Annotated in this window: 28 protein-coding genes and 1 tRNA gene; 19 read left to right on the top strand and 10 right to left on the bottom strand. The window is 69.7% G+C overall.

The annotated features are described in order from the left end of the window. Nucleotides 1–20: 20 nt before the first annotated feature. Nucleotides 21–1,400: an FAD-binding oxidoreductase gene (locus tag RM609_RS15705; protein WP_311611371.1), complete on the top strand. Its 1,380-nt coding sequence runs from the start codon at nucleotides 21–23 to the stop codon at nucleotides 1,398–1,400. Nucleotides 1,401–1,484: 84 nt separating this feature from the next. On the opposite strand, the gene RM609_RS15700 is transcribed toward RM609_RS15705, so the two are convergent. After that, nucleotides 1,485–1,901 (bottom strand): SsgA family sporulation/cell division regulator, encoded by a 417-nt coding sequence (locus RM609_RS15700; RefSeq protein WP_311611370.1) that lies wholly within the window; start codon nucleotides 1,899–1,901, stop codon nucleotides 1,485–1,487. Nucleotides 1,902–2,135: 234 nt separating this feature from the next. On the opposite strand from RM609_RS15700, the gene RM609_RS15695 reads away from it, so the two are divergent. Both RM609_RS15695 and RM609_RS15690 read left to right on the top strand, forming a co-directional pair. Beyond that, complete coding sequence (locus tag RM609_RS15695; protein ID WP_311611369.1) at nucleotides 2,136–3,533, top strand: RDD family protein; 1,398 nt, start codon at nucleotides 2,136–2,138, stop codon at nucleotides 3,531–3,533. Nucleotides 3,534–3,778: 245 nt separating this feature from the next. Next, nucleotides 3,779–4,219 (top strand): RDD family protein, encoded by a 441-nt coding sequence (locus RM609_RS15690; RefSeq protein ID WP_438828444.1) that lies wholly within the window; start codon nucleotides 3,779–3,781, stop codon nucleotides 4,217–4,219. Here the strand turns inward: RM609_RS15690 and RM609_RS15685 are convergent. Next, a complete protein-coding gene (locus tag RM609_RS15685; RefSeq protein ID WP_311611366.1) occupies nucleotides 4,205–4,489 on the bottom strand; it encodes a hypothetical protein in 285 nt (94 codons plus the stop codon). The two genes, RM609_RS15690 and RM609_RS15685, sit on opposite strands and share 15 nt — an antisense overlap. A 352-nt stretch (nucleotides 4,490–4,841) precedes the next feature. Here RM609_RS15685 and RM609_RS15680 point away from each other — a divergent pair, with 352 nt between their 5' ends. Together RM609_RS15680 and RM609_RS15675 are read left to right on the top strand one after the other, a co-directional pair. Beyond that, nucleotides 4,842–7,262 (top strand): immune inhibitor A domain-containing protein, encoded by a 2,421-nt coding sequence (locus tag RM609_RS15680; protein WP_311611365.1) that lies wholly within the window; start codon nucleotides 4,842–4,844, stop codon nucleotides 7,260–7,262. 116 nt (nucleotides 7,263–7,378) lie between these two features. Continuing rightward, on the top strand, nucleotides 7,379–7,714 hold the full coding sequence (locus RM609_RS15675) for a hypothetical protein (protein WP_311611364.1): 336 nt from the start codon (nucleotides 7,379–7,381) through the stop codon (nucleotides 7,712–7,714). 21 nt (nucleotides 7,715–7,735) lie between these two features. Here the strand turns inward: RM609_RS15675 and RM609_RS15670 are convergent, their stop codons facing one another. Both RM609_RS15670 and RM609_RS15665 read right to left on the bottom strand, forming a co-directional pair. Continuing rightward, complete coding sequence (locus tag RM609_RS15670) at nucleotides 7,736–8,329, bottom strand: isochorismatase family protein (protein WP_311611362.1); 594 nt, start codon at nucleotides 8,327–8,329, stop codon at nucleotides 7,736–7,738. A 108-nt stretch (nucleotides 8,330–8,437) separates the two neighbouring features. Further along, nucleotides 8,438–9,766 (bottom strand): nicotinate phosphoribosyltransferase, encoded by a 1,329-nt coding sequence (locus RM609_RS15665; protein ID WP_311611361.1) that lies wholly within the window; start codon nucleotides 9,764–9,766, stop codon nucleotides 8,438–8,440. A 108-nt stretch (nucleotides 9,767–9,874) separates the two neighbouring features. On the opposite strand from RM609_RS15665, the gene clpS reads away from it, so the two are divergent. The 8 genes from clpS to RM609_RS15630 all read left to right on the top strand — a co-directional run bounded on the left by clpS (nucleotide 9,875) and on the right by RM609_RS15630 (nucleotide 15,825). Continuing rightward, nucleotides 9,875–10,186 (top strand): ATP-dependent Clp protease adapter ClpS, encoded by a 312-nt coding sequence (gene clpS, locus RM609_RS15660; protein WP_311611360.1) that lies wholly within the window; start codon nucleotides 9,875–9,877, stop codon nucleotides 10,184–10,186. Continuing rightward, nucleotides 10,186–10,779 carry a DUF2017 domain-containing protein gene (locus RM609_RS15655; protein ID WP_311611359.1) on the top strand — a complete coding sequence of 198 codons (594 nt, stop codon included), beginning with the start codon at nucleotides 10,186–10,188 and terminating at the stop codon, nucleotides 10,777–10,779. The genes clpS and RM609_RS15655 overlap by 1 nt, the downstream gene beginning before the upstream one ends. Nucleotides 10,780–11,101: 322 nt before the next feature. Further along, on the top strand, nucleotides 11,102–12,550 hold the full coding sequence (locus tag RM609_RS15650) for an amino acid permease (protein ID WP_311611357.1): 1,449 nt from the start codon (nucleotides 11,102–11,104) through the stop codon (nucleotides 12,548–12,550). 80 nt (nucleotides 12,551–12,630) lie between these two features. Further along, a complete protein-coding gene (locus RM609_RS15645; protein WP_311611356.1) occupies nucleotides 12,631–13,053 on the top strand; it encodes a M67 family metallopeptidase in 423 nt (140 codons plus the stop codon). A gap of 126 nt (nucleotides 13,054–13,179) precedes the next feature. Beyond that, nucleotides 13,180–13,461, top strand: a complete 282-nt coding sequence (locus tag RM609_RS15640) for a MoaD/ThiS family protein (RefSeq protein WP_311611355.1) — start codon at nucleotides 13,180–13,182, stop codon at nucleotides 13,459–13,461. 16 nt (nucleotides 13,462–13,477) lie between these two features. Beyond that, entirely contained in the window at nucleotides 13,478–14,428 is a 951-nt protein-coding gene (locus tag RM609_RS15635) for a PLP-dependent cysteine synthase family protein (RefSeq protein WP_311611354.1), read from the top strand. A gap of 110 nt (nucleotides 14,429–14,538) precedes the next feature. Continuing rightward, the gene (locus tag RM609_RS34510; RefSeq protein WP_126914323.1) at nucleotides 14,539–14,658 is read left to right on the top strand and encodes a transposase; all 120 of its coding nucleotides are present in this window, start codon (nucleotides 14,539–14,541) and stop codon (nucleotides 14,656–14,658) included. A gap of 414 nt (nucleotides 14,659–15,072) precedes the next feature. Beyond that, nucleotides 15,073–15,825, top strand: a complete 753-nt coding sequence (locus RM609_RS15630) for an MBL fold metallo-hydrolase (protein WP_311611353.1) — start codon at nucleotides 15,073–15,075, stop codon at nucleotides 15,823–15,825. A gap of 75 nt (nucleotides 15,826–15,900) precedes the next feature. On the opposite strand, the gene RM609_RS15625 is transcribed toward RM609_RS15630, so the two are convergent. Both RM609_RS15625 and RM609_RS15620 read right to left on the bottom strand, forming a co-directional pair. Next, complete coding sequence (locus RM609_RS15625) at nucleotides 15,901–17,097, bottom strand: PTS transporter subunit EIIC (protein WP_311611457.1); 1,197 nt, start codon at nucleotides 17,095–17,097, stop codon at nucleotides 15,901–15,903. A 335-nt stretch (nucleotides 17,098–17,432) separates the two neighbouring features. Next, nucleotides 17,433–18,743, bottom strand: coding sequence for a PTS transporter subunit EIIC (locus RM609_RS15620; protein WP_311611351.1), 1,311 nt, complete (start codon nucleotides 18,741–18,743; stop codon nucleotides 17,433–17,435). A 194-nt stretch (nucleotides 18,744–18,937) separates the two neighbouring features. Here RM609_RS15620 and RM609_RS15615 point away from each other — a divergent pair, with 194 nt between their 5' ends. The 3 genes from RM609_RS15615 (at nucleotide 18,938) to rdgB (ending at nucleotide 20,647) form a co-directional block, all read left to right on the top strand. Beyond that, nucleotides 18,938–19,171 carry a PTS sugar transporter subunit IIB gene (locus RM609_RS15615; RefSeq protein ID WP_106679865.1) on the top strand — a complete coding sequence of 78 codons (234 nt, stop codon included), beginning with the start codon at nucleotides 18,938–18,940 and terminating at the stop codon, nucleotides 19,169–19,171. A gap of 89 nt (nucleotides 19,172–19,260) precedes the next feature. Further along, nucleotides 19,261–19,992, top strand: a complete 732-nt coding sequence (rph, locus tag RM609_RS15610; RefSeq protein ID WP_311611349.1) for a ribonuclease PH — start codon at nucleotides 19,261–19,263, stop codon at nucleotides 19,990–19,992. Between the two features lie 52 nt (nucleotides 19,993–20,044). Further along, nucleotides 20,045–20,647: an RdgB/HAM1 family non-canonical purine NTP pyrophosphatase gene (rdgB, locus tag RM609_RS15605; RefSeq protein ID WP_311611347.1), complete on the top strand. Its 603-nt coding sequence runs from the start codon at nucleotides 20,045–20,047 to the stop codon at nucleotides 20,645–20,647. A 45-nt stretch (nucleotides 20,648–20,692) separates the two neighbouring features. Here the strand turns inward: rdgB and RM609_RS15600 are convergent. The 3 genes from RM609_RS15600 to RM609_RS15590 form a co-directional block, all read right to left on the bottom strand. Beyond that, a tRNA-Leu gene (locus RM609_RS15600) sits at nucleotides 20,693–20,767 on the bottom strand. Between the two features lie 36 nt (nucleotides 20,768–20,803). Further along, the gene (locus RM609_RS15595; protein WP_311611345.1) at nucleotides 20,804–21,394 is read right to left on the bottom strand and encodes an HNH endonuclease; all 591 of its coding nucleotides are present in this window, start codon (nucleotides 21,392–21,394) and stop codon (nucleotides 20,804–20,806) included. Nucleotides 21,395–21,642: 248 nt separating this feature from the next. Further along, the gene (locus RM609_RS15590) at nucleotides 21,643–22,272 is read right to left on the bottom strand and encodes an HNH endonuclease signature motif containing protein (RefSeq protein ID WP_311611344.1); all 630 of its coding nucleotides are present in this window, start codon (nucleotides 22,270–22,272) and stop codon (nucleotides 21,643–21,645) included. Nucleotides 22,273–22,572: 300 nt separating this feature from the next. Here RM609_RS15590 and RM609_RS15585 point away from each other — a divergent pair, with 300 nt between their 5' ends. Then, complete coding sequence (locus tag RM609_RS15585) at nucleotides 22,573–23,103, top strand: hypothetical protein (RefSeq protein ID WP_311611343.1); 531 nt, start codon at nucleotides 22,573–22,575, stop codon at nucleotides 23,101–23,103. Continuing rightward, on the top strand, nucleotides 23,103–24,395 hold the full coding sequence (locus RM609_RS15580; protein ID WP_311611456.1) for a sensor histidine kinase: 1,293 nt from the start codon (nucleotides 23,103–23,105) through the stop codon (nucleotides 24,393–24,395). The genes RM609_RS15585 and RM609_RS15580 overlap by 1 nt, the downstream gene beginning before the upstream one ends. Here RM609_RS15580 and bcp read toward each other — a convergent pair. Beyond that, nucleotides 24,376–24,843, bottom strand: coding sequence for a thioredoxin-dependent thiol peroxidase (bcp, locus tag RM609_RS15575; RefSeq protein WP_311611342.1), 468 nt, complete (start codon nucleotides 24,841–24,843; stop codon nucleotides 24,376–24,378). The genes RM609_RS15580 and bcp overlap by 20 nt on opposite strands. A gap of 140 nt (nucleotides 24,844–24,983) precedes the next feature. Between bcp and RM609_RS15570 the strand changes: the two genes are divergently transcribed. Then, nucleotides 24,984–25,334: a DUF3618 domain-containing protein gene (locus RM609_RS15570; RefSeq protein ID WP_311611341.1), complete on the top strand. Its 351-nt coding sequence runs from the start codon at nucleotides 24,984–24,986 to the stop codon at nucleotides 25,332–25,334. Nucleotides 25,335–25,394: the final 60 nt, after the last annotated feature.

Below are 25,394 nucleotides of genomic sequence, written 5' to 3'. Positions count from 1 at the left end.
CACGGTGGCAGGGTGGGGGCATGGGCGATCTGATCGAGCTCCTGAGCGAAGCGCTGCCCACCGGGGCGGTCATCACCGACCCGGACGTGGTGACGTCCTACGCCAACGACATGGCGAGCTTCTGCGCCGCCGGGACGCCCGCCGTGGTCGTCCTGCCACGGACCGTCGAGCAGGTCCAGCACGTCATGCGCACCGCGACCGCCCTGCGTGTCCCCGTCGTCCCGCAGGGCGCCCGCACGGGACTGTCCGGCGCGGCCAACGCCACCGACGGCTGCGTCGTCCTCTCGCTCGTCAAGATGGACCGCGTCCTGGAGATCGACCCGGTCGACCGGATCGCCGTCGTCGAACCCGGCGTCGTCAACGCCACCCTCTCCCGCGCCGTCGCCGAACACGGCCTGTACTACCCGCCGGACCCCTCCAGCTGGGAACAGTGCACCATCGGCGGCAACATCGGCACCGCCTCCGGCGGGCTCTGCTGCGTCAAATACGGCGTCACCGCCGAATACGTCCTCGGCCTGGACGTCGTCCTGGCCGACGGACGGCTGCTCACCACCGGCCGGCGCACCGCCAAGGGCGTCGCCGGTTACGACCTCACCCGGCTCTTCGTCGGCTCCGAGGGCAGCCTCGGCATCGTCGTACGGGCCGTCCTGGCCCTCAAGCCCGCGCCGCCGGCGCAACTGGCGCTCGCCGCCGAGTTCCCCTCCGTCGCCGCGGCCTGCGAGGCCGTACGGAACATCATGGCGCGCGGACACGCGCCGTCCCTGCTGGAGCTGATGGACGCCACGACCGTACGGGCCGTCAACTCCATGGCCCATATGGGCCTCCCGGAGAGCACCGAGGCCCTGCTGCTCGCCGCCTTCGACACCCCCGACCCCGCCGCGGACCTGGCCGCCGTCGCCGAGCTGTGCCGCGCCGCCGGGGCCACCGAGGCCGTCCCCGCCGAGGACGCCGCCGAGTCCGAACTGCTGCTGCAAGCCCGCCGGATGTCCCTGCCCGCGCTGGAGCGGCTGCGCCCCGCCACGATGATCGACGACGTGTGCGTACCGCGCTCCCGGCTCGCCGAGATGCTGGACGGGACCACCGCCATCGCCCGCGAACACGGCCTGACCATCGGCGTCGTCGCCCACGCGGGCGACGGCAATACCCACCCCGTCGTCTGCTTCGACCCCGCCGACCCCGACGAGACACGCCGCGCCCGGGCCTCCTTCGACGCCATCATGGCCCTGGGGCTGGAGCTGGGCGGCACCATCACCGGCGAACACGGAGTGGGCCTGCTGAAGAAGGACTGGCTGGCCAGGGAGGCCGGGCCGGTGGCGATGGAGCTCCAGCGCGGCGTCAAGGCCGTCTTCGACCCGCTCGGGCTGCTCAACCCCGGCAAGGTCCTCGACCCGCCGGCGTGACCTCATCGGCCCGGGGCCGGCGCGGCGGTCACTCCATCGGGTAGCCCGCCCGCGCCCAACCCTCCCCGAACGGTGCCTTCCGCCCTACGCACCGGACGTCAGCAGCTCCTCCAGGGCCTCGTCGAGGGCCAGCCACTGGCCCTCCAGACCCGGCGCCACGAGCCGCAGCGTCCGCTCCAGCCAGCCCGACACCTCCTTCACCGGCACCGACACCAGCGCCCGGCCCTCCGGCGAGGACAGCGCCAGACAGACCACGGACCGCCCGCCGACCTTGCCGGGGAAGATCCGCACATCACCCTCACCGGCTGTCCGGAACACCCCCTCGATCAGTAGATCCCTGGAGAAGGTCCAGGTCACGGGGCGTGGCGAGGTGACGTGGAAGCTGAGCTGGACGGCATAGGGGTCCTCCGTCCGGTAGGTCAGCCGGGCCGGCACCGGAACGCTGCGTTCCGGCGACAGCACCAGGTCGGTCTCCAGGTCTCGTACCACCTCGGTGTGCATGGGCGCACTCCTCTCTGCTCGGGATCGGTTACGGGCGGAGAGAGTGCGCCGGACGGGTTTCATTACGCGGTTTCGGCGAACAGTTTCAAGATTTTCGTGCCGGGCGGCGCGGCCATGCCTCAGTCGCACGTGTGAGTGGACCGGCCCCGTGACGGTCACAGAGGAAGGGGCGTTCTGGTAGACCTGGTGACCACCCCTTATGTACGGCCGAGCAGATACGGGACACCGGAGACCATGAGCGCACCTATCTCGGGATCCGCCGACGGCAGCCCCCCTCAGGGCTTTTATCCGGACCCGTCGATTCCGGGCTACATCCGCTACTGGAGCGGTGCCGCCTGGGTGCCCGGTACGAGCCGGCCGGCGCCCGCCGAGGGCGAGCCGATGCCCGCGCCGCCGCCGTCGGCGGCCGCCGCGCGGCCTCCCGCGCCGGTCCCGCCCGTGACGCCTGTATCGCCTGGGCCCGCCGCGTCCACCGCGTCCGCCGAGCCGGTCGCGCAGCGGGCGGTGGCGGGGCGGCCGGCGGACGAGACAGGGCCGGTGTTCCTGGACGAGGAGCCGGAGCCCGGGCCGGCGGGCGGTGGGGCATGGCAGGCGCAGGCGGACAGTGGCCAGGACCAGCGGGTCTCCTGGGGTGGTGCCGCCGCTGTCGCCGCTTCCGGTCCCGCCGCGCTGCCCCAGGCGCGTGACCCGCGGCTGCCCGAGTTGCCCGCGGTGGAGCCGGTGGCCCCGGAGCGGGCCGAGCGCCCCGTACCCGGCCAGGGCCCCGGCCAGGGCCCCGGCCAGGGCACCTTGGACCTGCGGCCCAAGCCCCATGGCGCGGCGCCCGGCGGGCCGCCCGCGCCGCTGCTGGCGTGGCCCGCCCAGCGTGCCAGGGAGGTTGCTCCGGTGGCCCCCGTGGCTCCGGTGGCCTCGGTGGCCCCGGCCGGGTCCCAGGGGGCCGCCCTGCCTGCCCGGCGCCCGGAGTCGGCGCCCGTTCCCGTGGAGCGGCAGCAGCCGGTGGGCTGGGCCCAGCAGGTGCACCAGCTCGCCCAGCAGGGGCCGCAGGCCGTGCCCGGTGGCGCGGTCGCCGAGCCGAACGGGCCGGCCGCGGCGTGGCGGAAGCCGCCCAAGGACGACCCGTTCCTGCGCGCGGCCCAGGCACAGGGCCGCCCCGCCGCGCTCGGCCGCAGGCTCGCCGCCCGGCTGCTGGACTCCGCCGTGCTGGGCGGAGTGGTCAGCGCTGTCGCGGTGCCGCTGTGGGCGAAGTCGGTCGAGCACATCGACGGGAAGGTGGAGCAGGCGCGGCAGACCGGCCGGACGGTGACGGTCTGGCTCCTCGACGGCACGACGGGCACGTATCTGGCGATCGTGGTGGGCGTGCTGCTGGTCGCCGGGCTGCTGTACGAGGCGCTGCCCACCGCGAAGTGGGGACGCACGCTGGGCAAGAAGCTGTTCGGGGTGCGGGTGCTGGACATCGAGTCCCACGACACGGCGTCGACGGGGGCGGCGGTGCGGCGGTGGCTGGTGTACGGGGTGCTCGGCGTGGTGGGGGTGGGGGTGCTCGGCGTGGTGTGGGGTTTGTTCGACCGGCCGTGGCGGCAGTGCTGGCATGACAAGGTGGCGCGAACGTTCGTGGCGTCGGCGGGGGAGTAGGCCCCCCGAACGGCACAGTGGCGGATGCGCCCTCAAGTGCCCTGGGTTCTACTCGGGCCATGAGCACCGATCAGCCGCCGCCCCCGCCGCAGGAACCGCCCCCCGGAGGCGCCCCGCCCGGGGGCCCGGGGCCGTACCCCGGTCCGCCCCCGGGCGGTCCGTTTCCCGGTGGCGGCCCGTACGGCGGCCCGCCGGGCGGTAGCCCATACGGTGCCGGCCCCTACGGGCCGGACCCCCTCGCCGGTATGCCCCCGCTCGCGAACCGCTTCAAGCGGCTCGTCGCCCGCATCGTCGACGGGCTGATCGTGAGCATCCCGATCAGCCTGATCTTCTCGCTCTCGACGCGGAACTACGACCCCTGGAACGACCAGGCGCGGTCCACCAGCCTGTCCATCATCATCGCGGTCGTCTACTTCGTGTACGAGGGCCTGATGCTGACCACGCGTGGTCAGACGGTGGGCAAGATGCTGATGAAGATCCGGGTGGCGATGCTGGAGAACGGCGCGATCCCGGAAGGGCGGCCGGGGTGGACGCGTGCCGCGGTCTACTCCCTGCCCGAGATCGTGCCGTGCTGCGGCTTCGTCTTCTGGCTGGTGAACGTGCTGTGGTGCACCTGGGACCAGCCGTACCACCAGTGCGTCCACGACAAGGCGGCGAAGACCGTGGTGGTCTCAACCGTGGAGTGAGTGCTCCCCCACGGCGGAACCGGCGTGGGAACCCACGTGCGCGGGCGTGCGCTGCTCGGGCAACCGGGCGGCGGCGCCCGCCGCTTGGCGTTCCCGGCGGGAGCGGGCCGGGACGGTGACGGCCACGGCACAGCCGAGGACGAGCGCGGCCAGGGCCAGTGCGCCGAGCATCAGCGTCGACCCGGTGGGGGTCAGTAGCAGGAGCGCGGCGCCGGCGAAGACTACGGTGGCCGATCCGTAAGCGATCTGTGCAGGAGTCGGACGCGGCATGGCGGTATCCGTCCTCAAGGCATCGATATGCGGGGGGATATAGGGGGCCGGAGTCTGGCGGTACGTGCCGTTGGTACGTACCGCACTTCGACTCTACGATGCTCTTTGCCCTGGGGGAACTGGTGGTAAGCGTGACCTAACCCACGGTGCCCGGAGCGAAAGGGGCGCACGGGGGCGTTTGGTATGTCGTCAAGTGAGTCGAGCGCGCCCGGTCTCGCCCATTGACGCCCGTTATCCGCAACTTAAAGGCCGGATAACGTACTTGCTCTGCTCGCCATGGTCAAGATCTGTCTTTTCTTGCGTCACTCAGGTCAAATACCTCCACAGTTCTTACTGGGGAGGACATTCACAAGTGAAGATCAGCCATCGGAGGGTCGTCCGATCCGCGGCGGCGGCCGTCGTGGTCGCTGCGCTCGGTACGGGCACCCTGGCGGCGGGTGTCGCGCAGGCGGCGGGCGTGACCGGCCCGTCGAGCGCGGACCAGGGCCCCACCCATGTCCAGCGTCAGGACCCGGCGCAGGTCAAGCCCGGTGTGGAGCACGACCTCAAGGGCCCGTTCAGCAAGAAGCAGGAAGCTCAGCGCAAGGCGGCGGTGGAGCAGGTCGTCGCCGGTGACGCCAAGCCGGTGCAGCGCGGCGCCTCCAAGGTCGTCCAGCTGGGCAAGGACAAGTACGTCGAGCTCGGCCGTGAGAAGACCGACAAGATATTTACGATCCTGGTCGACTTCGGCGACAAGGTCGACGACACCACCATGTACGACCCGGACGGGCCCGACGGCCCCAAGCCGCCCGTCAAGAAGTACGGCGGTACGCCCGGCCCGGCGCACAACACCATAGCCAAGCCGGACCGTGCGAAGGACAACAGCACGGCCTGGCAGAAGGACTACAACCGCCAGTACTTCCAGGACCTGTACTTCTCGAAGGACAAGAACAAGGAGTCCCTGGCGAAGTACTACGAGAAGCAGTCGTCCGGCCGTTACTCGGTCGACGGCCAGGTCACCGACTGGGTCCGCGTCCCGTGGAACGAGGCCCGTTACGGTTCCAACTACTGCGGCTCCACCAACTGCCCCAGCGCCTGGGACCTGATCCGCGACGCCGTCAACCAGTGGGTCAAGGACCAGAAGGCCGCCGGTCGCAGCGACGCCGACATCAAGGCGACCCTCGCCCAGTACGACCAGTGGGACCGCAACGACTACAACCACAACGGCAACTTCAACGAGCCCGACGGTTACATCGACCACTTCCAGATCGTCCACGCCGGCGAGGACGAGTCCGCGGGCGGCGGCGCGCAGGGCAAGGACGCCATCTGGGCCCACCGTTGGTACGCCTATGGCTCCGACGCGGGCAAGACCGGCCCCGCGGACAACAAGGCGGGCGGCACCCAGATCGGCGACACCGGCATCTGGGTCGGCGACTACACCATGCAGCCCGAGAACGGCGGCCTCGGTGTCTTCGCCCACGAGTACGGCCACGACCTGGGCCTCCCCGACGAGTACGACACCACCGGCACCGGTGAGTCCTCCGTCGCCTACTGGTCCCTGATGTCCTCGGGCTCCTGGCTCGGCGAGGGCAAGGACACCATCGGCGACATGCCCGGCGACATGAGCGCCTGGGACAAGCTCCAGCTCGGCTGGCTCAACTACGACAAGGCCAAGGCCGCGACGAAGTCGACCCACAAGCTGGGTGTCGCCGAGTACAACACCAAGGACAAGCAGGCGCTCGTCGTCGGCCTCCCCGACAAGAAGGTCACCACCGACGTCGTGAAGCCCGCCGAGGGCGCCGCCCAGTGGTGGAGCGGCCAGGGCGATGACCTGAAGAACACCCTCTCCCGCCCGGTGGACCTCACCGGCAAGTCCAAGGCCACCCTGGACCTGTCCGGCTGGTGGGACATCGAGGAGAACTACGACTACCTCTACACCGAGGTGTCCACGGACGGCGGCGCCAACTGGACGCCCGTCGACGGCACGGCCGACGGCAAGACGATCACCCGTGACGGTGGCGACAAGCCGGCCCTGACCGGGGTCTCCGGCGTGTACAAGAAGCTGTCCTTCCCGCTCGACGCCTACGCGGGCAAGAAGATCGACCTGCGCTTCCGCTACGCCACCGACGGCGGCACCGCCGGCAAGGGCTTCACCGCCGACGCCATCAGCCTGACCGCCGACGGCGCGAACGTCTTCACCGACGGCGCCGAGAACGGCGACAACGGCTGGACGTCGAAGGGCTTCTCGCGCATCGGCGCGTCCTTCAGTAAGGACTACCCGCAGTACTACATCGCCGAGAACCGCCAGTACGTGTCATACGACCGCACCCTCAAGGTCGGCCCGTACAACTTCGGCTGGAAGAACACCAAGCCGGGCTGGGTCGAGCACTACCCGTACCAGAACGGCCTGCTGATCTGGCAGTGGGACACCTCGCAGGCGGACAACAACGTCGGCGTCCACCCGGGCACCGGCCGCATCCTGCCGATCGACGCCCACCCCAAGGCCGAGAAGTGGGCGGACGGTTCGCTGATGAAGAACCGCTTCCAGGCGTACGACTCGACCTTCAGCTGGTACCCGACCGACGGCTTCACCGCCCACAACAACGGTGTCGCCACTCGCGTCAAGGGCAAGCTGGGCGTCCCGGTGTTCGACGACCACAAGAACACCTACGTGGACCCGGCGAACCCCACCGGCGGTGTGAAGATCACGGATACCAACACCCGGATCCGCATCCTCACCGAGGCCCTCAACGGCTCCTCGATGACGCTTCAGGTCGGCCCGGCCGGCAAGTGACCCCGCGGTAGCCACCGGCGGCCGTCGTCCCCTGGCGGACGGCGGCCGTCCGGCTTGAGAATGCCTTTCATGATGGTCTTACTGACGCCCTCGGCTTCAAGGGAGACGAGAGGCTGATGGCAGGCGGTGGATACGCCAGGCTTCCCGACGGCAGTGTCGTCGTCGCCCTGTCCCTGACCGCCCCGCCCGGCGGCGCGGCCCCACCGGACACCCGGGTCCGGGTGCTGGTCCACGCGGTCAACCGCCAGCGCGCGCTCACCCGGCTCCGCAACCTCGGGCTGCGCGCCGTCTATCTGCGCGGCAACACGGAACCGCCCACCCCCGACGAGATCACGGCCGTGCTCCACCACCCCGACGGGATGGTCTGGCAGCCGGCCGTCCACGACGACACCGAGTCCTGGCACCCGATCGCACGGCTGGTACGCGCCGGAGCCGGCCCGTCCGGCGGCTAGCGGACCACCGGTCCGGGGCGGCTATCCGCCCTGGACCACCGGCTTGCCGCTCAGCTCCACGCCCGCCTCCTGGAGCTCCTTGAGGGCGCGGTCCGTCGTCTCCCGCGAGACTCCCGCCGTCAGGTCCAGCAGCACCCGCGTGGCGAACCCCTCCCGCCGGGCGTCCAGCGCGGTCGCCCGTACGCAGTAGTCCGTGGCGATGCCGACCACGTCCACCTCGGTGACCCCGCGCCCCCGCAGCCAGTCCGCCGGCCCCGCGCCGTTCTCGTCGGTGCCCTGGAAGGCGCTGTAGCCCGCTTCGTAGGCACCCTTGTCGAAGACCGCCTGGACCGCGCCCGAGGCGAGGGCGGGCGCCAGATTGGGGTGGAAGCCGCTGCCCTCGGTGCCGGCCACGCAGTGCCGCGGCCAGGAGTCGACGAAGTCCGGGCTGTCCGAGAAATGGGATCCCGGGTCGATGTGCATATCGCGCGAGGCGACCACGTGCGCGTACCCGGCGGGGGCTTCGCCCACCAGGTCCGTTATGGCCGCGGCCACGTCGGCGCCGCCGGCCACCGCGAGGCTGCCGCCCTCGCAGAAGTCGTTCTGCACGTCGACGATGATCAGTGCACGGGTCATGGTGCGGATCCTTCTGTCGAGAACCCTCGGCCGGCTGTGCGGATCAGCCTTACGTGACCGAGGGTAGTGAGTCCTGTTCCGTAATGGGAGGGGCACTCGGGCGCCCGGTCAGAGGTATTCCGTGGGCAGCACCGGCTCACCGCGCGACAGCTGCGTCGCCGACATCGGAAGCGCCGCGCGCGCCTGCGCGTGCCGGTCGCGCGCCGCGCTCAGCGGCTCCCGGGCGACGACCTCGCCGCCCCGGACGAGCGGGACGAGCAGCTGCCGGTCCACCAGCTCCGCCGGCACCTCCCCGGTGCCCACGACCTCGGCCTCCGCCACCCCGCACGCGTCGGGGCGGCGCGCGGCCCACTTGCGGCCGCCGACGGACGCCTTGCCGCCCATGGACTTCTTCGCCACCGGCCGCAGCGGCGCGTCCGCGCCGTCCTCGTCCGCCCGGGCGACCAGCTTGTAGACCATCGAACACGTCGGGTGACCACTGCCGGTCACCAGCTGGGTGCCCACGCCGTAGGCGTCCACGGGCGCGGCGGCCAGCGAGGCGATGGCGTACTCGTCGAGGTCACTGGTCACGATGATCTTCGTGTCCTTGGCGCCCAGCTCGTCCAGCTGCCGGCGCACCCGGTGGGCGAGCAGCAGCAGGTCGCCGGAGTCGATCCGGACGGCCCCCAGGCCCGGCCCCGCGATCTCCACCGCCATGGCGACGGCCTCGGCCACGTCATAGGTGTCCACCAGCAGCGTCGTGCCCTCGCCCAGGGAGTCGACCTGCGCCCGGAAGGCGTCGCGCTCGCTGTCGTGGAGGAGGGTGAACGCGTGGGCGCTGGTGCCCACCGTCGGGATGTTGTAGCGGAAGCCGGCCGCGAGGTCGGAGGTCGAGGTGAAGCCGCCCACGAAGGCGGCGCGCGCGGCCGCCACGGCCGCCAGCTCGTGGGTACGCCGCGCGCCCATCTCGATCAGCGGCCGCTCGCCCGCCGCCACCGACATCCGCGAGGCCGCCGCGGCGACCGCGGAGTCGTGGTTGAGGATGGACAGGATCACCGTCTCCAGCAGCACCGCCTCGGCGAAGGTGCCCTCCACCCGCATCACCGGGGAGCCCGGGAAGTAGACCTCGCCCTCGGGGTAGCCCCAGATGTCGCCCCGGAAGCGGTAGTCGGCCAGCCAGCCGAGGGTGGCCTCGTCGAGGATCTTCCGGTCGGCGAGGAATTCCAGCACGCCGGTGTCGAAACGGAAGTTCTCCACGGCGTCCAGGACCCGCCCGGTGCCCGCCACGACGCCGTAGCGGCGCCCCTCGGGCAGCCTGCGGGTGAAGACCTCGAAGACCGAGCGCCGGTGCGCCGTACCGGACCGCAGCGCGCCTTGGAGCATCGTGAGCTCGTACCGGTCGGTGAAGAGGGCCGTCGAGGGAACATCGACCGGGAGCCTCAGGTCCGCAGCGTTCATGGGATCAGATGCTACCCGGTACTCGTCAGAGTGACGATTTCTGGTGGCCGTTCATCCGGGGGCGTTTGACGGGGGGCGTTTATGCGTTGGGGCAGCCGGGGTGGCAGCATGGGAAGCGTGAGTGTTGCACCGGTCGAGATCGAACGGCCCGAGACGGGCGAATCGCCCTTCGCTGTCGCTGAGCCCGACGTACCTTGGGTGACCCTGGTCCATAACGACCCCGTGAACCTCATGAGTTATGTGACGTACGTGTTCCAGGCGTACTTCGGCTACTCCAAGGACAAGGCGCACCGGCTGATGCTCGACGTTCATCACAAGGGCCGGGCGACGGTCTCCAGCGGCAGCCGTGAGGAGATGGAGCGCGACGTGCAGGCGATGCACGGCTACGGGCTCTGGGCGACTCTCTCGCAGGACCGTTGATGGCGGGGCACTTCGAGCCGCTCGCGGGCGGCGGGGCCGCCGTCGCCCTGGACGAGGTCGAGATCTCCATCCTGCGCAGCCTGGCCGTCCAGCTCCTGGAGCTGATCGGCCCCGGCGAGGCCGACGGCCCCGAGGCCGCCGACCCGCTGGCCCGGCTCTTCGCCGAAGGCCCCAGCGAGCCGCCGACCGACCCCGCCCTGGCCCGTCTCTTCCCGGACGCCTACGGCACCCCCGGCACCGAGCAGGACCGCCAGGAGCGCGCCCACGCGGCCGAATTCCGCCGCTACACCGAGAACGACCTGCGCGAACGCAAGCGCCAGGACGCCCTCGGCGTGGTCCGCTCGCTGGACTCCCTCACCCCCGGCGGCGAGGGGGGCGCCGTGCTGCGCCTGGACCCCGACGGCTGCCGGCAGTGGCTGGGCGCGCTCAACGACCTCCGGCTGACCATCGCGGCCCGGCTGGAGATCGGCGACGAGGACGAGGGCGACGCCCTCTACCGGCTGCCGGACAGCGACCCGCGCAAGCCCATGGTGATGGCCTACCTCTGGCTCGGCGGACTCCAGGAGACGCTGGTGGAGGCGCTCACTTCCTGAAGTTACTTTCCGGTATTCGGAGGATTCTTCGGGTGTTCGCTCACCGAACGCTCAATTCCGAATAACGATCACGTCACTGTGACGGCGGCAATTAAGCCGCCGTCTTTGCTTTTGTCCTGATTTATTTGTGTCATGCGCCACAACACTCACATTGATCTCGCCTTTAGACGTGATACTTCTTGCCGACCTGCCTCCGTGACGCCACCCCTGTCACGGCGGGGGCGCTGAGCCGGCCGACCGTCGGCACCTAGCAGGACTCCATCCGGGGGGATCGGTACCCGATCCGGAGCAACCGGATCGGTATGGAGAAAGGCGCACCACCATGACCTCTGAGCAGGTCGCGGACCGCACCGCAGTGCGGGACGGAGAAGGAAGCGGACAGGAAGCTTCCGAAGGTTACGAGCGGGGACTCGGTAACCGACAGATTCAGATGATCGCCATTGGTGGCGCCATCGGCACCGGTCTGTTCCTCGGCGCGGGCAAGGCCATATCCAAGGCCGGACCCAGCCTCATCCTGGCCTACGCCATCGCAGGCCTGGTCATCTTCTTCATCATGCGAGCGCTCGGTGAGCTGCTCATGTACCGCCCGGTCTCGGGCTCCTTCTCGGACTACGCCCGAGAGTTCCTCGGCCCCTTCTGGGGTTATGTGACCGGCTGGACGTACTGGCTCTTCTGGGTCGTCACCGGCATCACCGAAGTCACCGCGGCGGCCGCCTATGTCCAGTACTGGAACAAGGGCATTCCACAATGGGCCTCGGCGCTGGTCTTCACCGTCATTCTCTACTTCGTCAACCTGATCTCCGTAAAGCTCTTCGGCGAGCTGGAGTTCTGGTTCTCGATGGTCAAGGTCACCGCCATCATCGGCATGATCCTGATCGGCATCGGCGTCATCACCCTCGGCTTCTCCAAGGCCGGTGACACCGCCTCCTTCAGCCTCCTGTGGGACCACGGCGGTTTCTTCCCCAAGGGCATCGGCGGCACGCTGATGACGCTCCAGATCGTGATGTTCGCCTTCTTGGCCGTCGAGCTCGTCGGCGTCACGGCGGGCGAGGCCGCCGACCCCAAGAAGACCCTGCCCAAGGCCATCAACACCGTGCCGTGGCGCATCGCCGTCTTCTACCTGGGCGCGCTCATCATCATCCTGTCGATCGTCCCCTGGGCCGAGTTCATGCCCGGCGTCAGCCCGTTCGTGGCGGCCTTCGCCAAGATCGGCCTGCCCGCCGGCGCCGGAATCGTCAACTTCGTGGTGCTCACCGCGGCGCTGTCGTCCTGCAACTCCGGTATGTACTCCACCGGCCGCATGCTCCGCGACCTGTCCCTCAACGGCCAGGGCCCGAAGTTCTTCGGCCAGCTGTCCAAGAAGGGCCTGCCGTTCCGCGGCACGACCTTCTCCGCCGCGCTGATGCTCGTCGGCGTCTGGATCAACTACCAGTGGCCGGGCAAGGCGTTCGACTACGTCGTCTCCTTCGCGACCATCTCCGGTATGTGGGCCTGGATCATGATCCTGGTCGCCCAGCTCCGCTACCGCCGCAAGGCGGACCGCGGCGAGCTGCCCCAGTCCGAGCTCAAGGCCCCGGGCGCCCCCTGGACCAGCCTGTTCGCCCTCGCCTTCATCGGCATGGTGATCGTGCTCATGGGCATCGACGAGGACTCGCGGGTCTCCCTCTACTGCGCGCCCGGCTGGGCCGCGATCATGTGGGTTTCCTACCTCGTGCTCAAGAAGCGCAACCCCAAGGCGTTCGAGCGCAAGGACTACACGCCGGCCGCATAGCCCCGGCCGCGTAAATCCTGAATGAACAGGCCCCGTACCGCCCTCGGTACGGGGCCTGTTCCGCGTTTATCCTGGCGCGCATGCTGACCATCACCCAGGCCCTGTACGACCGGATCGTCGAGCACGCCCGCGCCGACCACCCCGACGAGGCGTGCGGAGTGGTCGCGGGCCCCGAGGGCAGCGGACGGCCCGAGCGGTTCATCCCCATGCTGAACGCCGCCCGGTCGCCCACGTTCTATGAGTTCGACTCGACCGACCTGCTCAAGCTCTATCGCGAGATGGACGACCGTGATGAGGAACCGGTCGTCATCTATCACTCGCACACCGCGACCGAGGCCCACCCCTCCCGCACCGACATCTCCTACGCCAACGAACCCGGCGCCCACTACGTGCTCGTCTCCACCGCCGACACCGACGGATCCGGCCCCTTCCAGTTCCGCTCGTTCCGCATCGTCGACGGCGAGGTCACCGAGGAGGATGTGAAGGTCGTCCCGGCGTACTGAGGGCTGAGACCGCTTATCCCGCATACCGGGACGAACATACGGCTGGCGCACGGGGAATCGATACGATGCGCCCACCGTTCTCCCTCTGGAACCAGGCACCTCTCCGCACTCCGACAGGAGCACCCCATGGCCATCGAGGTCCGCATCCCGACCATCCTCCGCACCTACACCGACGGACAGAAGGCCGTCGAGGGCAGCGGCGCCACGATCGAAGAGCTCTTCTTGGACCTCGAGACCCGGCACACGGGCATCCGGGAACGCCTCGTCGACGACAAGGGCGAGCTCCGCCGCTTCGTCAACGTCTACCTCAACGACGAGGACGTCCGCTTCCTCGGCGGCATCACCACCGAGCTCGGCGACGGCGACAGCGTGACGATCCTCCCGGCCGTGGCCGGCGGCGCGGTCTGATCCCGGCGCGCCCCGCATGCGCTACGACAGCCCCCTGGCCGCGGTGGGCAACACCCCGCTCGTCCGCCTGCCGCGTCTGTCCCCGGCCGAGGACGTCCGCGTCTGGGCCAAGCTGGAGGACCGCAACCCCACCGGCTCGGTCAAGGACCGCCCCGCCCTCCACATGATCGAGCAGGCGGAGAAGGCCGGCCGGCTCACCCCCGGCTGCACCATCCTGGAGCCCACCTCCGGCAACACCGGCATCTCCCTCGCCATGGCGGCCAGGCTCAAGGGCTATCGCATGGTGTGCGTGATGCCGGAGAACACCAGCGAGGAGCGCCGCTCCCTGCTGGCCATGTGGGGCGCCGAGATCATCCCGTCGCCCGCCGCCGGAGGCTCCAACACGGCCGTACGCATCGCCAAGGAACTGGCCGGGCAGCACCCCGACTGGGTGATGCTCTACCAGTACGGCAACCCCGACAACGCCGGCGCCCACTACGCGACCACCGGCCCCGAGATCCTCGCCGACCTCCCCGAGATCACCCACTTCGTGGCCGGACTCGGCACCACCGGCACCCTGATGGGCGTCGGCCGCTATCTGCGCGAGCACAAGCCGGATGTGTCGATCGTCGCCGCCGAGCCGCGCTACGACGACCTCGTCTACGGCCTGCGCAACCTCGACGAGGGCTTCGTGCCCGAGCTCTACGACGCCTCCGTCCTCACCACCCGCTTCTCCGTGGGCTCCGAGGACGCCGTCCGCCGCACTCGCGAACTCCTCGCCGAGGAGGGCATCTTCGCGGGCATCTCCACCGGCGCGGTGCTCCACGCCGCGCTGGGCGTCGCCCGGAAGGCCGTACGGGCGGGGGAGCGGGCCGACATCGTCTTCATCGTGGCCGACGGCGGCTGGAAGTACCTGTCCACCGGCGTCTACACCGCCGCCACCACGGAAGAGGCCGTCGAGACCCTCCACGGCCAGCTCTGGGCGTAGTCCCAACGCGCCGTCCGAGCGCGCCGGTCCATTAAAAACAGAACTGTGCACGGGTGAACTTGCACTACCGATGTTGGGAATCGGCTGACATCATCACTTGGGAGACGCACATGAACTGTCCCGCATGTGGATCTTCGGACATGAGGCAACTCAACAATGGAAACTGGCAGTGCGGAAGCTGCGGCGCAGTCACGGCTGGATCGAGCGGCCTGGGATGCGCTCGCCCCTGAGACGCGTGAGCGGCTGGCGGCGTTCATGACGCCGGATGTGTTCACGGTGACGGCCGGGAGCAAGGAGTCGGCCGAGCGCTTCCAGCGCTTCATGGACACCCTGGACCGGGCCGAGGCCCACCGGCCGCTGTAGCCGTTCCGTCGTAGCCGTCCCGCCGCGCGTCTCCCCGCACGCCGCCCGTCCGTTCGTCCGTGCGTCCGTTCGTTCCGCAGGGCCCCGATCGCGCTCCACCGGCAGCGCGACCGGGGCCCCGGCGCGTCCCGGCCGCGCCGCCGGGGCCCGCTCCGGCCACGTCCGTCCTGGTGATTCCGCCCACACGCACCGTCCCGGAGGAGTCACGGCCCGTTCTCTCGCCTTACCCTCGACTGCACCGGATGGCCCCCCGTAACCGGCCCACGGAGGTTCAGGCCCGTATGAAGCTCACCGTCGTCGGATGCTCGGGCTCGTTCCCGTCCACGGAATCGGCCTGCTCGAGCTATCTGGTGGAGGCCGACGGCTATCGGATCCTCCTCGACATGGGCAATGGCGCCCTCGGCGAGCTGCAACGCCACATCGGTCTCTACGACCTCGACGCCGTGCTCCTGTCGCACCTCCACCCCGATCACTTCATCGACATGTGCGGCTACTTCGTCGCCCGCTACTACCGTCACGAGGGCGGCCGGGCCGACGCCATCCCCGTGTACGGCCCCGCGGACACCGAGCGGCGGCTGCTCACCGCGTACGGCGACGTCCCCGACGAGGCCTGTATGAGCGAGGTCTTCGACTTCCGGACCTTCAACCCGGGCACCTTCACCCTGGGCCCGCTGACCATCCGTACGGCCCGGGTGAGCCACCCCGTGGAGGCGTACGCGTTCCGGGTCGAGCACGAGGGCACGTCGCTGGTGTACTCGGGCGACACCGGCCCCTGCGAGGCCCTGGACGAGCTGTCCCGGGGCGCGGACCTGCTGCTGTGCGAGGCGTCGTTCACCCATGGCAAGGAGGACATCCCCGACCTCCACCTCAACGGCCTGGAGGCGGGCGAGGTGGCCGCCGCCGCCGGGGTGGGCCGGCTGGTCCTCACCCATGTCCCGCCGTGGACGGACCCCCTCGCCAACCTCCGTGACGCGCGCTCGGTCTACGACGGCCCGGCGGAGCTGGCGCACGCGGGAGCGGTGTACGAGCTGTAGCGTCCCCCGGACGTGCCGAAGCCCCCGGAACACCTGACGGTTCCGGGGGCTTCGTGACGAGGGCTCGTCAGATCGTCACTTGACGTCCTCGAGCTGGCCCTCGGGCTCGCGGCCCGGGGTCGGGAGGTTGAACTTCGTGATCGCGAAGCGGAACACCACGTAGTACAGGGCGCCGAAGGCGAGGCCCACCAGGGCCAGCAGCCACGGCTTGGTGGCGATGCCCAGGTTGAGCACGAAGTCGATGGCGCCGGCGGAGAAGCCGAAGCCGTCCTTCATGCCGAGCGCCCAGGTCAGGGCCAGCGAGACACCGGTGAGGACCGCGTGGATCGCGTAGAGCACCGGGGCGACGAACATAAAGGTGAACTCGATCGGCTCGGTCACACCGGTGACGAACGCGGTGAGCGCGAGCGAGGTCATCATGCCGCCGACGACCTTGCGGTTCTCGGGGCGGGCGCAGTGGACGATCGCCAGGCAGGCCGCCGGGAGGGCGAACATCATGATCGGGAAGAAGCCGGTCATGAACTGCCCGGCGTTCGGGTCACCGGCGAGGAAGCGGGCGATGTCGCCGTTCTTGCCGTGGTAGTCGCCGGCCTGGAGCCAGGGGAAGGAGTTCAGCAGGTGGTGCATGCCGACCGGGATCAGCGCACGGTTGGCGACACCGAAGATGCCCGCGCCCACGGCGCCGGAGCCCACCAGCCACTCGCCGAAGTTGTGGAGACCCGTGCCGAGGACCGGCCAGATGAGGCCGAAGACGATGCCGATGAGGAGACCGGCGAAGGCCGAGAGGATCGGGACGAGGCGGCGGCCGCCGAAGAAGCCCAGCCAGTCGGGGAGCTTCTTGCGGCTGTAGCGCTGGTAGAGCAGGGCCACGACCAGACCCATCACCACACCGCCGAGGACGCCGGCGTTGACCGCCGCCTCCTTCATGACGATCTTGCCGTCGACGACGGAGGCGACCTTCGGCAGGTTGCTGTCCGTGAAGGTGGCCAGCACCTCCTTGAAGACCAGGTAGCCGGCGACGGCGGCCAGGGCGGTGGAGCCGTCCGACTTCTTGGCGAAGCCGATGGCGACACCGACGGCGAAGAGGAGGGCCATGTTGCCCAGCAGCGCGTTGCCGCCGGCCGACATATAACTGGCGATCTTGGTGACGAACTCGGGGAACGAGCTCCGGCCGAGCATGTCGCTGTTGCCCAGGCGCACCAGCAGCGCGGCGGCCGGCAGCACGGCCACCGGCAGCATCAGGCTGCGGCCGATGCGCTGGGCGACGGCCATGGCACCGGCGCCGAACTTCTTCTTCTCCTCCGGTGCGGCCTTTGCGGGCTTTTCAGCCTTTTCGGGCTTCGTAGCCTTCTCGGCCTTTCCAGGCGCCTTCTTCGCCGCCTTGGCTGCCGTACTCATCGGATTCCTCCAGGTGAGGCGGGCGCTCGGGGGGAAAGGGGACGGCCCGCAATTTGGTCTACACCACTACTGGTTTAGACCTGTTGTAGCACGTGAGTCGGGCATAAAGGAATCCATCGTTCCAAGTGGTCTGGACCACAGGAGAAAGGGTGGCGTGAGCGCTCAGCGCTGTGTCACGCCACCCTTACGGGACGTTGATTAACAGGGGGTTACTTGATGTTGTCCTTCTCGATCTGCTCCGCCAGCTCCTCCGGCTCGCGGCCCGGCGTCGGCAGGTCGAAGAAGGTGATCGCGAAACGGAAGACCGCGTAATAGACGACGGCGAAACACAGCCCGATCGGGATGATCAGCCAGGGCTTGGTCGCCAGTCCCCAGTTGATGACGTAGTCGATCAGGCCCGCCGAGAAGCTGAAGCCGTCGTGCACCCCCAGCCCCCAGGTGACCGCCATCGAGACACCCGTCAGCACCGCGTGGACCGCGTAGAGCGCCGGGGCGATAAAGAGGAACGAGTACTCGATCGGTTCGGTGATGCCCGTGACCAGCGAGGTCAGGCCCACCGACAGCATCAGGCCGCCCACCGCCTTGCGGTGGTGCGGCCTGGCGCAGTGTGTGATCGCCAGCGCCGCCGCCGGCAGCGCGAACATCATGATCGGGAAGAAGCCCGAGGTGAACTGGCCCGCGTGCGGGTCGCCCGCCAGGAAGCGGTTGATATCGCCGTGCACCACCGTGCCGTCCGGCTTGGTGAACGAACCGAACTGGAACCAGACGAACACGTTCAGGAACTGATGCAGGCCGATCACCAGCAGAGCGCGGTTGGCCACACCGAAGATGCCCGCACCCCAGGAACCCAGATCCGACAGCCACTGACTGAAGCTCGTCAGCCCACGCCCCACCGGCGGCCAGATCCACAGGCACAGCGCGGCGAAGACGATCGCCACGAACGCCATGATGATCGGCACCAGCCGGCGGCCGTTGAAGAACCCCAGCCAGTCCACCAGCCGCACCCGGTGGAAACGCTGCCAGAACCACGCCGCCAGCAGCCCGATCACGATCCCGCCGAACACCCCCGGGTTCTGGTACGTCGCCGGGCCCGCCGGCCCGGCCGTCCCCACGCACACCCCGCTCAGCAGCCCCAGCCCCGTGAACCGGCCACCGCCCGGACAGGTCTCCGGGAACTGGTGCACCACCGCGTAATAGACGAGGAAGCCCGTCACCGCCGCCAGCGCCGTCGAGCCGTCCGCCTTCTTCGCCATCCCGATCGCCACGCCCACCGCGAAGAGCAGCGGCAGCCCCAGCGAGGAGTCCAGCAGCGCCCCGCCCGCCCCGGCCATCACCTTGGCGACGTCCGTCCAGCCCAGGCCGTCCTTGCCGAAGACGTCCGGCTGGCCGAGCCGGTTGAGGATGCCGGCCGCCGGCAGCACCGCGATCGGCAGCTGGAGACTGCGGCCCATCTTCTGGAGGCCCTGGAAGAGTCCCTGCGACCACTTCTTCCGGGGCGCCGCCGCGGCGACCGAACTCATGTGCGTCCTCCGGCTGCTGGCATACTGGTGTAGACCACTTATGGGCGGTGTGAGGCCCCCCGGAACGCAGTCCGGGTGGTCGCCATCTTTCGTGAGATGGCGGACATACGCCCGCATAGTTGGGCTATACGTGGTTTACCGTGTGAAAGCCGGTCGGCGAGATCGCCGAGGGGCCGAGACAACCAGGAGTGCACATGGCCAGCAAGGCTGAGAAGATCGTCGCCGGCCTCGGCGGGATCGACAACATCGAGGAGATCGAGGGCTGCATCACCCGCCTCCGCACCGAGGTCAACGACCCCGAGCTCGTCGACGAGGCCGCCCTCAAGGCCGCCGGCGCCCACGGCGTCGTCAAGATGGGCACCGCCATCCAGGTCGTCATCGGCACCGACGCCGACCCGATCGCCGCCGAGATCGAAGACATGATGTGAGCTGAGCCACGCGCTCCCCACGAGGGCCCCCACCCGGTTGTCCCACAACCGGAACAGGGGCCCTCTGCCGTCGCTATAGGCTCATCACCATGTCTCGCATCGACGGCCGTACCCCCGACCAGCTCCGCCCCGTGACCATCCAGCGCGGCTGGAGCAAGCACGCCGAAGGCTCCGTCCTCGTCTCCTTCGGCGACACCAAGGTCTTCTGCACCGCCAGCGTCACCGAAGGCGTCCCCCGCTGGCGCAAGGGCTCCGGCGAGGGCTGGGTCACCGCCGAGTACGCGATGCTGCCCCGCTCCACCAACACCCGAGGCGACCGCGAATCCGTCCGCGGCAAGATCGGCGGCCGCACCCACGAGATCTCCCGCCTCATCGGCCGCTCCCTGCGCGCCGTCATCGACTTCAAGGCCCTCGGCGAGAACACCATCGTCCTCGACTGCGACGTCCTCCAGGCCGACGGCGGCACCCGCACCGCCGCCATCACCGGCGCCTACGTCGCCCTGGCCGACGCCATCACCTGGGCCCAGGGCAAGAAGCTCATCAAGCACGGCCGCAAGCCGCTCACCGGCACCGTCTCCGCCGTCAGCGTCGGCATCGTCGACGGCGTCCCCCTCCTCGACCTCTGCTACGAGGAGGACGTCCGCGCCGAGACCGACATGAACGTCGTCTGCACCGGCGACGGCCGCTTCGTCGAGGTCCAGGGCACGGCCGAGGCCCAGCCCTTCGACCGCGACGAACTCAACAACATCCTCGACCTCGCCGTCGCCGGCTGCGCCTCCCTGGACGCGGCCCAGCGCGAGGCCCTGGCCCGCACGCTCTGACACACCACCCGTCCCGGGGGCCCCGGCGTGGCCCCCGGGATAATCAGGACCCATGAAGCGCCTGATCCTCGCCACCCGCAACGCCAACAAGGTCACCGAGCTCCGCGCGATCCTCGCCGCGGCCGGCCTCGACGTCGAACTCGTCGGCGCCGACGCCTATCCCGAGATCCCCGACGTCAAGGAGACCGGCGTCACCTTCGCCGAGAACGCCCTCCTCAAGGCCCACGCCCTGGCCCAGGCCACCGGTCACCCCGCCGTCGCCGACGACTCCGGCCTCTGCGTCGACGTCCTCAACGGCGCCCCCGGCATCTTCTCCGCCCGCTGGGCCGGCGCCCACGGCGACGACAAGGCCAACCTCGACCTCCTCCTGGCCCAGCTCTCCGACATCGCGGAGGAGCACCGCGCCGCCCACTTCGCCTGCGCGGCCGCCCTTGCCCTCCCCGACGGCACGGAGCGCGTCGTCGAGGGCCGCCTGGAGGGCACGTTGCGGCACGAGCCGGCGGGTTCGGGGGGCTTCGGCTACGACCCGATCCTCCAGCCGCTCGGCGAGACGCGCACGTGCGCGGAGCTGACGGCGGAGGAGAAGAACGCGATCAGCCACCGGGGGAAGGCGTTCCGGGGGCTGGTGCCGGTGGTGCGGGAGCTTTTGGGCTGAGTACGAGTGTGGCGTGGCACTCAGCAGAGTGCCACGCCACCGTTGTGAGCCCGGTGGGACTCGAACCCACGACACACCGGACCTAAACCGGCGCCCTCTTGCCAGCTGGGGTACGGGCCCAACGGCCCTACTCTACTGCCAGCGGCAACTCGTGTGTCAGCGCCTCCGGTCGCTCCAGCCACGACAGAAGGTGCTCGTCTGGCTGTGGCAGGACGGGCAAAGGTAGCGGAGATTTTCGATGCGGTTGTCGAGTCGGTCCCCGTTGATGTGGTCGATCTCCAGCACGAGTCGTTTGCCTCGCCATGTATCACCGACGCCGCACTCCTGGCAGACGTGGGGCACCCCGCTCTCGTCCAGCGCTCGTCGCAGCAAGATTGTCCTTGTGCGGGGCGAACCTGGAATCAGGCGCCGCAGGATCTCGGTTGCGGGTTTCCGGTTCTGCGAGGGGCGTCCACGAAAGTGGCCCTGGCCCACGAAATGCGCCGTGGAGATCCCGTACGCGGCGATGCTCCGCTTCAGGAGGATCCTGGCTGCTCCGTCGTTGGGCCGCCCCAGAGCACGCAGCACCCCGGCCAGTCCGTACGCCTTTGCGGCGGCCGCTTCCAGCTCATCACGCGGCAACAGAGGTTTGCGGCCGCTGCCACGCCTTTCTTGGAAGTGGGACGTGTCGATCCCGAATGCTTCCAGCTTCTTCCAGATGTGGCTGTACGAGCTGTCGTAGGGCGGAACACCCATGTACTCGAGCATCTGCCGGACGTTGTGACTGTGTGCGGCTGCCTCCTCGAGGACCTCTCTGGGGTAGGAGCGGCGCTCGCGTACAGGCAGAGGTTCGTCAGCGAAATGCGCTGTGTCGATGCCGTAGTGCGCCAGCCGATCGCGCAGATACCTGCGAGGCCCGCTGCTCAGAGGAGCCCCGAGTCGGCGCATCATGTCGACCAGACTGGTGGAGACCGCAGCTGTCCTCTGCAGCAGATCGCGTGTGTATGCGGCCCTGCTCATGCCGCTGCCCGGCGCTTGCGTCCGCGATATGTGTCCGTGACGGAATGGCAGTTGGGGCAGAGCAGCCTGAGGTTGGCTGGCCGGTTGTCCCACCACTCGCCGTTGACGTGGTCGACTTCCAGCCGTAGCGGCTTGCTGTTCCACGTCGTACCGGTGTCGCACTCCGCACACCGTTCCGGAACACCCGCGCCCACCAGCGCCCTGCGCAGCCGCTCTCCAGGGATCCGGCCGTCGGACGGTGCCCCCAGGACCAGGCGGCTCTCCAAGGGCACTTTCCCACGTTGCGCCGGGCGTGGCGTGACGAAATGCCCTGTGTCGATGCCGAGCACGGCGATCCGCCGTCCGATGTGTGCCTGGTTCCCACCCACCGGGTTGATGCCGAGGCGGCGCACGACCTCGGCCACGCTGTTTGACACCGCGACGACCTCGCGCAGCGTCTCCTCAGTGTGGCGAACCCGGGCGGTGGTGAAGTGCGACGTGTCGATGCCGGCCTCCGCCATCTTGGTGCGGATATATGCCCGGCTGCCCGGCGTGGCCTTCCCGCCGCACCAGCGCACCGCCTCGCCGTACGACGTCGTGGCACGCGCCGCCTCGACGAGCAGCTCGTACGTGTACCTGACCGGCATGGTTCCCCTCCCACCCCGCGGCCCCCGGCAGGAAAAGGGCACGGCCGACGGCCGTACCCCGTTCCCGTCGAGCGTGCCGCGAGGGCTGTGACTCGGACGGTTGCGTCCCTGGGTACGGCCACCGACCGGCGGCCTCGTATGGAGTAACGAGCACGCCCCTGACCGGTTACGTGATCGGTTACGCCACACATGTCCGTAGGGCGAAACGGGAACGCGCGGCCTTTTTTCTCCGTCACTCAGGGCGGGGAAGGGGACAGGCCCGTGGACGAACAGCCGCCTGTGAGTGAGGAAGAGAGCCCGATGACCGACCGCACCGTGGCCCGCTGGGCGGGTTGGCGCAGGGTGGTGGCGATCCTGGTGGGGGTGGCCGTGCTGGTGGTGGGTGGGGTGTGGCTGGAGCAGGCCACGGACCGGGCGAGCATGGTGGACGCGGCGCCGAAGACCGCGGCGGCGCAGCGGTCGGGGGCCGATGGGCAGGACTCTCAGGTGGAGCCGGAGGATTCGGGCGCGCGGGAGTTGCCGGGGGTGCGGGACTGCGGGATGGGTGAGCCGGTGCAGGAGCCGACGATCATCACGCTGGATTGTTCGACGTCGGGCCGGGTGGCCAGTGGCATCCAGTGGGATGCCTATACGGAGGACGGCGCGAACGGCAGCGGTGTGGTGCAGGTGTCGGGTGGTGCGTCGGGGGCGGCGGCGAAGTCGTTCCAGGCGAAGCTGCGGCTGTACGGGCCGAAGGAGGTCGACGGCTCGGTGGCGTTCACGGCGCTGGAGGTCGTCTATACGGGTGCCACCCCTTCCGGTGAGCACCGAGAGGTGCTCCCGATCGCGTGATGGGTATTCGTGGCCGGATCGCGTTCGCGATCTCTTTTGTCACCGCGTTGGCCGTGGTGGTCCTGGGTGTGGCCGTACACCACATATCGGGGCTGGAGCGCGACCGGCAGGCGAAGGCGTATCAGGACGGGTTGCTGAGTTCGGCGCTGCAGATCTATCAGCGGGACGGCACGCTGGCGCTGGGGGCGCAGCTGGACGATTCGACGTTGCCGTTCACGCTGTCGCAGGCGGTGGCGCGGGGGCAGTCGGGTACGTATATCAGCGGTGGTGAGGATCCGCGGGTGTGGGCGGCGACGGGGGTGGCCGGGGACCGGGTGCTGTCGATCTCGGCGTCGTATCCGGCGCGTGATCCGTTGCAGACGGCGCTGGACAAGGCGCTGGTGGTGGCGGGTGCGGCGACGGTGGCGCTGATGGCGGTGGTGGCGTGGTTCGTGGCGCAGGGGCTGTCGCGGCGGTTGCGGCTGAGCGCGGCGGCGGCGCGGCGGATCGCGGCGGGGGAGACCCTGGACGCGGTGGGGCTGGACACCGGTGGCCGGGACGAGGTGGCGGAGCTGGGGCGGTCGGTGCATCAGATGGCGACGTCGCTGGCGGGGCGGGTGTCGGCGGAGCGGCAGTTCACGGCGGATGTGGCGCATGAGCTGCGGACGCCGGTGGCGGGGCTGGTGGCGTCGGCGGAGTTGTTGCCGCATCCGCGGGCGGTGGAGATGGTGCAGGAGCGGGCGCAGACGATGCGGGCGCTGGTGGAGGATCTGCTGGAGGTCTCGCGGCTGGACGCGGGGGTGGAGAGCGCGCAGCTGGACGCGGTGGAGCTGCCGTCGCTGGTGCGCGGGATCGTGAAGCGGGCGCGTGGTCAGCGGGGTGTGGACGATGTGGCGGTCGAGGTGGTCGGCGAGGGCCGGATCGTGGCGACGGACGCGCGTCGGGTGGAGCGGATCCTGGTGAACATCCTGGCCAACGCGGCCAAGCACGGCCGGCCGCCGATCGAGATCACCGTGGACGGTACGCGGATCGTGATCCGGGACCACGGGGACGGTTTTCCGCCGGGTCTGGTGGATCAGGGGCCGCGCCGGTTCCGTACGGCCGCGCCGGAGCGGGGTACGGGTCATGGTCTGGGGCTGACGATCGCGGTGGGGCAGGCGGCGGTGCTGGGGGCGCGGCTGGTGTTCGGTGCGGCGCCGGGCGGTGGCGCCCAGGCCGTCCTCGACCTGCCGGAGGCCGAGGACGTGCCGGAGGGTGAACGTCCGGTGTGCCGGGGCGCGCTGGCGCCGGGTGCTACAGCCCCAGGTCCTTGATGACCTTGGCGACGTGGCCGGTGGCCTTGACGTTGTAGAGGGCGCGTTCGACCTTGCCGTCCTCGTCGATGATGACGGTGGAGCGGATGACGCCGGTGACGGTCTTGCCGTAGAGCTTCTTCTCGCCGAAGGCGCCGTAGGAGGTGAGGACCTCCTTGTCGGGGTCGCCGAGGAGGGTGACGCTCAGGTTTTCCTTCTCGCGGAACTTGGCGAGCTTCTCCGGCTTGTCGGGGGAGATCCCGATGACGTCGTAGCCGTGGCCGGCGAGGAAGTCGAGGTTGTCGGTGAAGTCGCAGGCCTGCTTGGTGCAGCCGGGGGTGAGGGCGGCGGGGTAGAAGTAGACGATGACCTTGCGGCCCTTGTGGTCGGCGAGCGAGACCTGCTTGCCGTCCGCGTCGGGCAGGGTGAAGGCGGGGGCGGTGTCGCCGGGCGTCAGTCGCTCGCTCATGGCTCTCCTCGACAGTCGGTGGTTATGGTCCCGAGGGTAGCCAGGTCACGGTTCGGGGGTGCCGCGGGGCGGTGGCCCCGGGGAGCTGACAGACTGTAGTCATCACTCTTCATTCTTATCGACGAGACGGAGGCAGCGCGGTGGCGGAAGCCAGGACCCCTGCGCAGATCGAGGCGGACATCGACCGCCGGCGGCAGGAGCTTGCCGTTGTGCTCGACGAGATCGGGGTGCGGATGCACCCGAGCACGATCATCGGGGACGCCCGGGCGAAGGTGAGCTCGAAGGTGGACCATGTGGCGGGCCGGGCGTGTGTGGCGGCCAACCGGGTCGTGTCGGAGGTGCGCTCCGGTTTTGTCACCAAGGAGGGCGAGCCTCGTCTGGAGCGAATCGTTCCGGTGGCGATGGTGGCCGTGGGTGTGATCGGTCTGCTGGTGTCCTCGTCGAGGTCCGGCGGGAAGGCCGCCAAGGCGGCGGGCCGCCGCAAGCGCTAGCCGCGGTGCGGTAGCCCGGGTGGCCGGTTCGGGCCGGATGACCGGCCGGTGGCCTCGGTG

Source organism: Streptomyces hesseae (assembly GCF_031845785.1).
Taxonomy (GTDB): domain Bacteria; phylum Actinomycetota; class Actinomycetes; order Streptomycetales; family Streptomycetaceae; genus Streptomyces; species Streptomyces hesseae.
The sequence above is the reverse complement of the archived record's forward strand: the minus strand, read 5'-3'. Positions and strand labels throughout refer to the sequence as shown.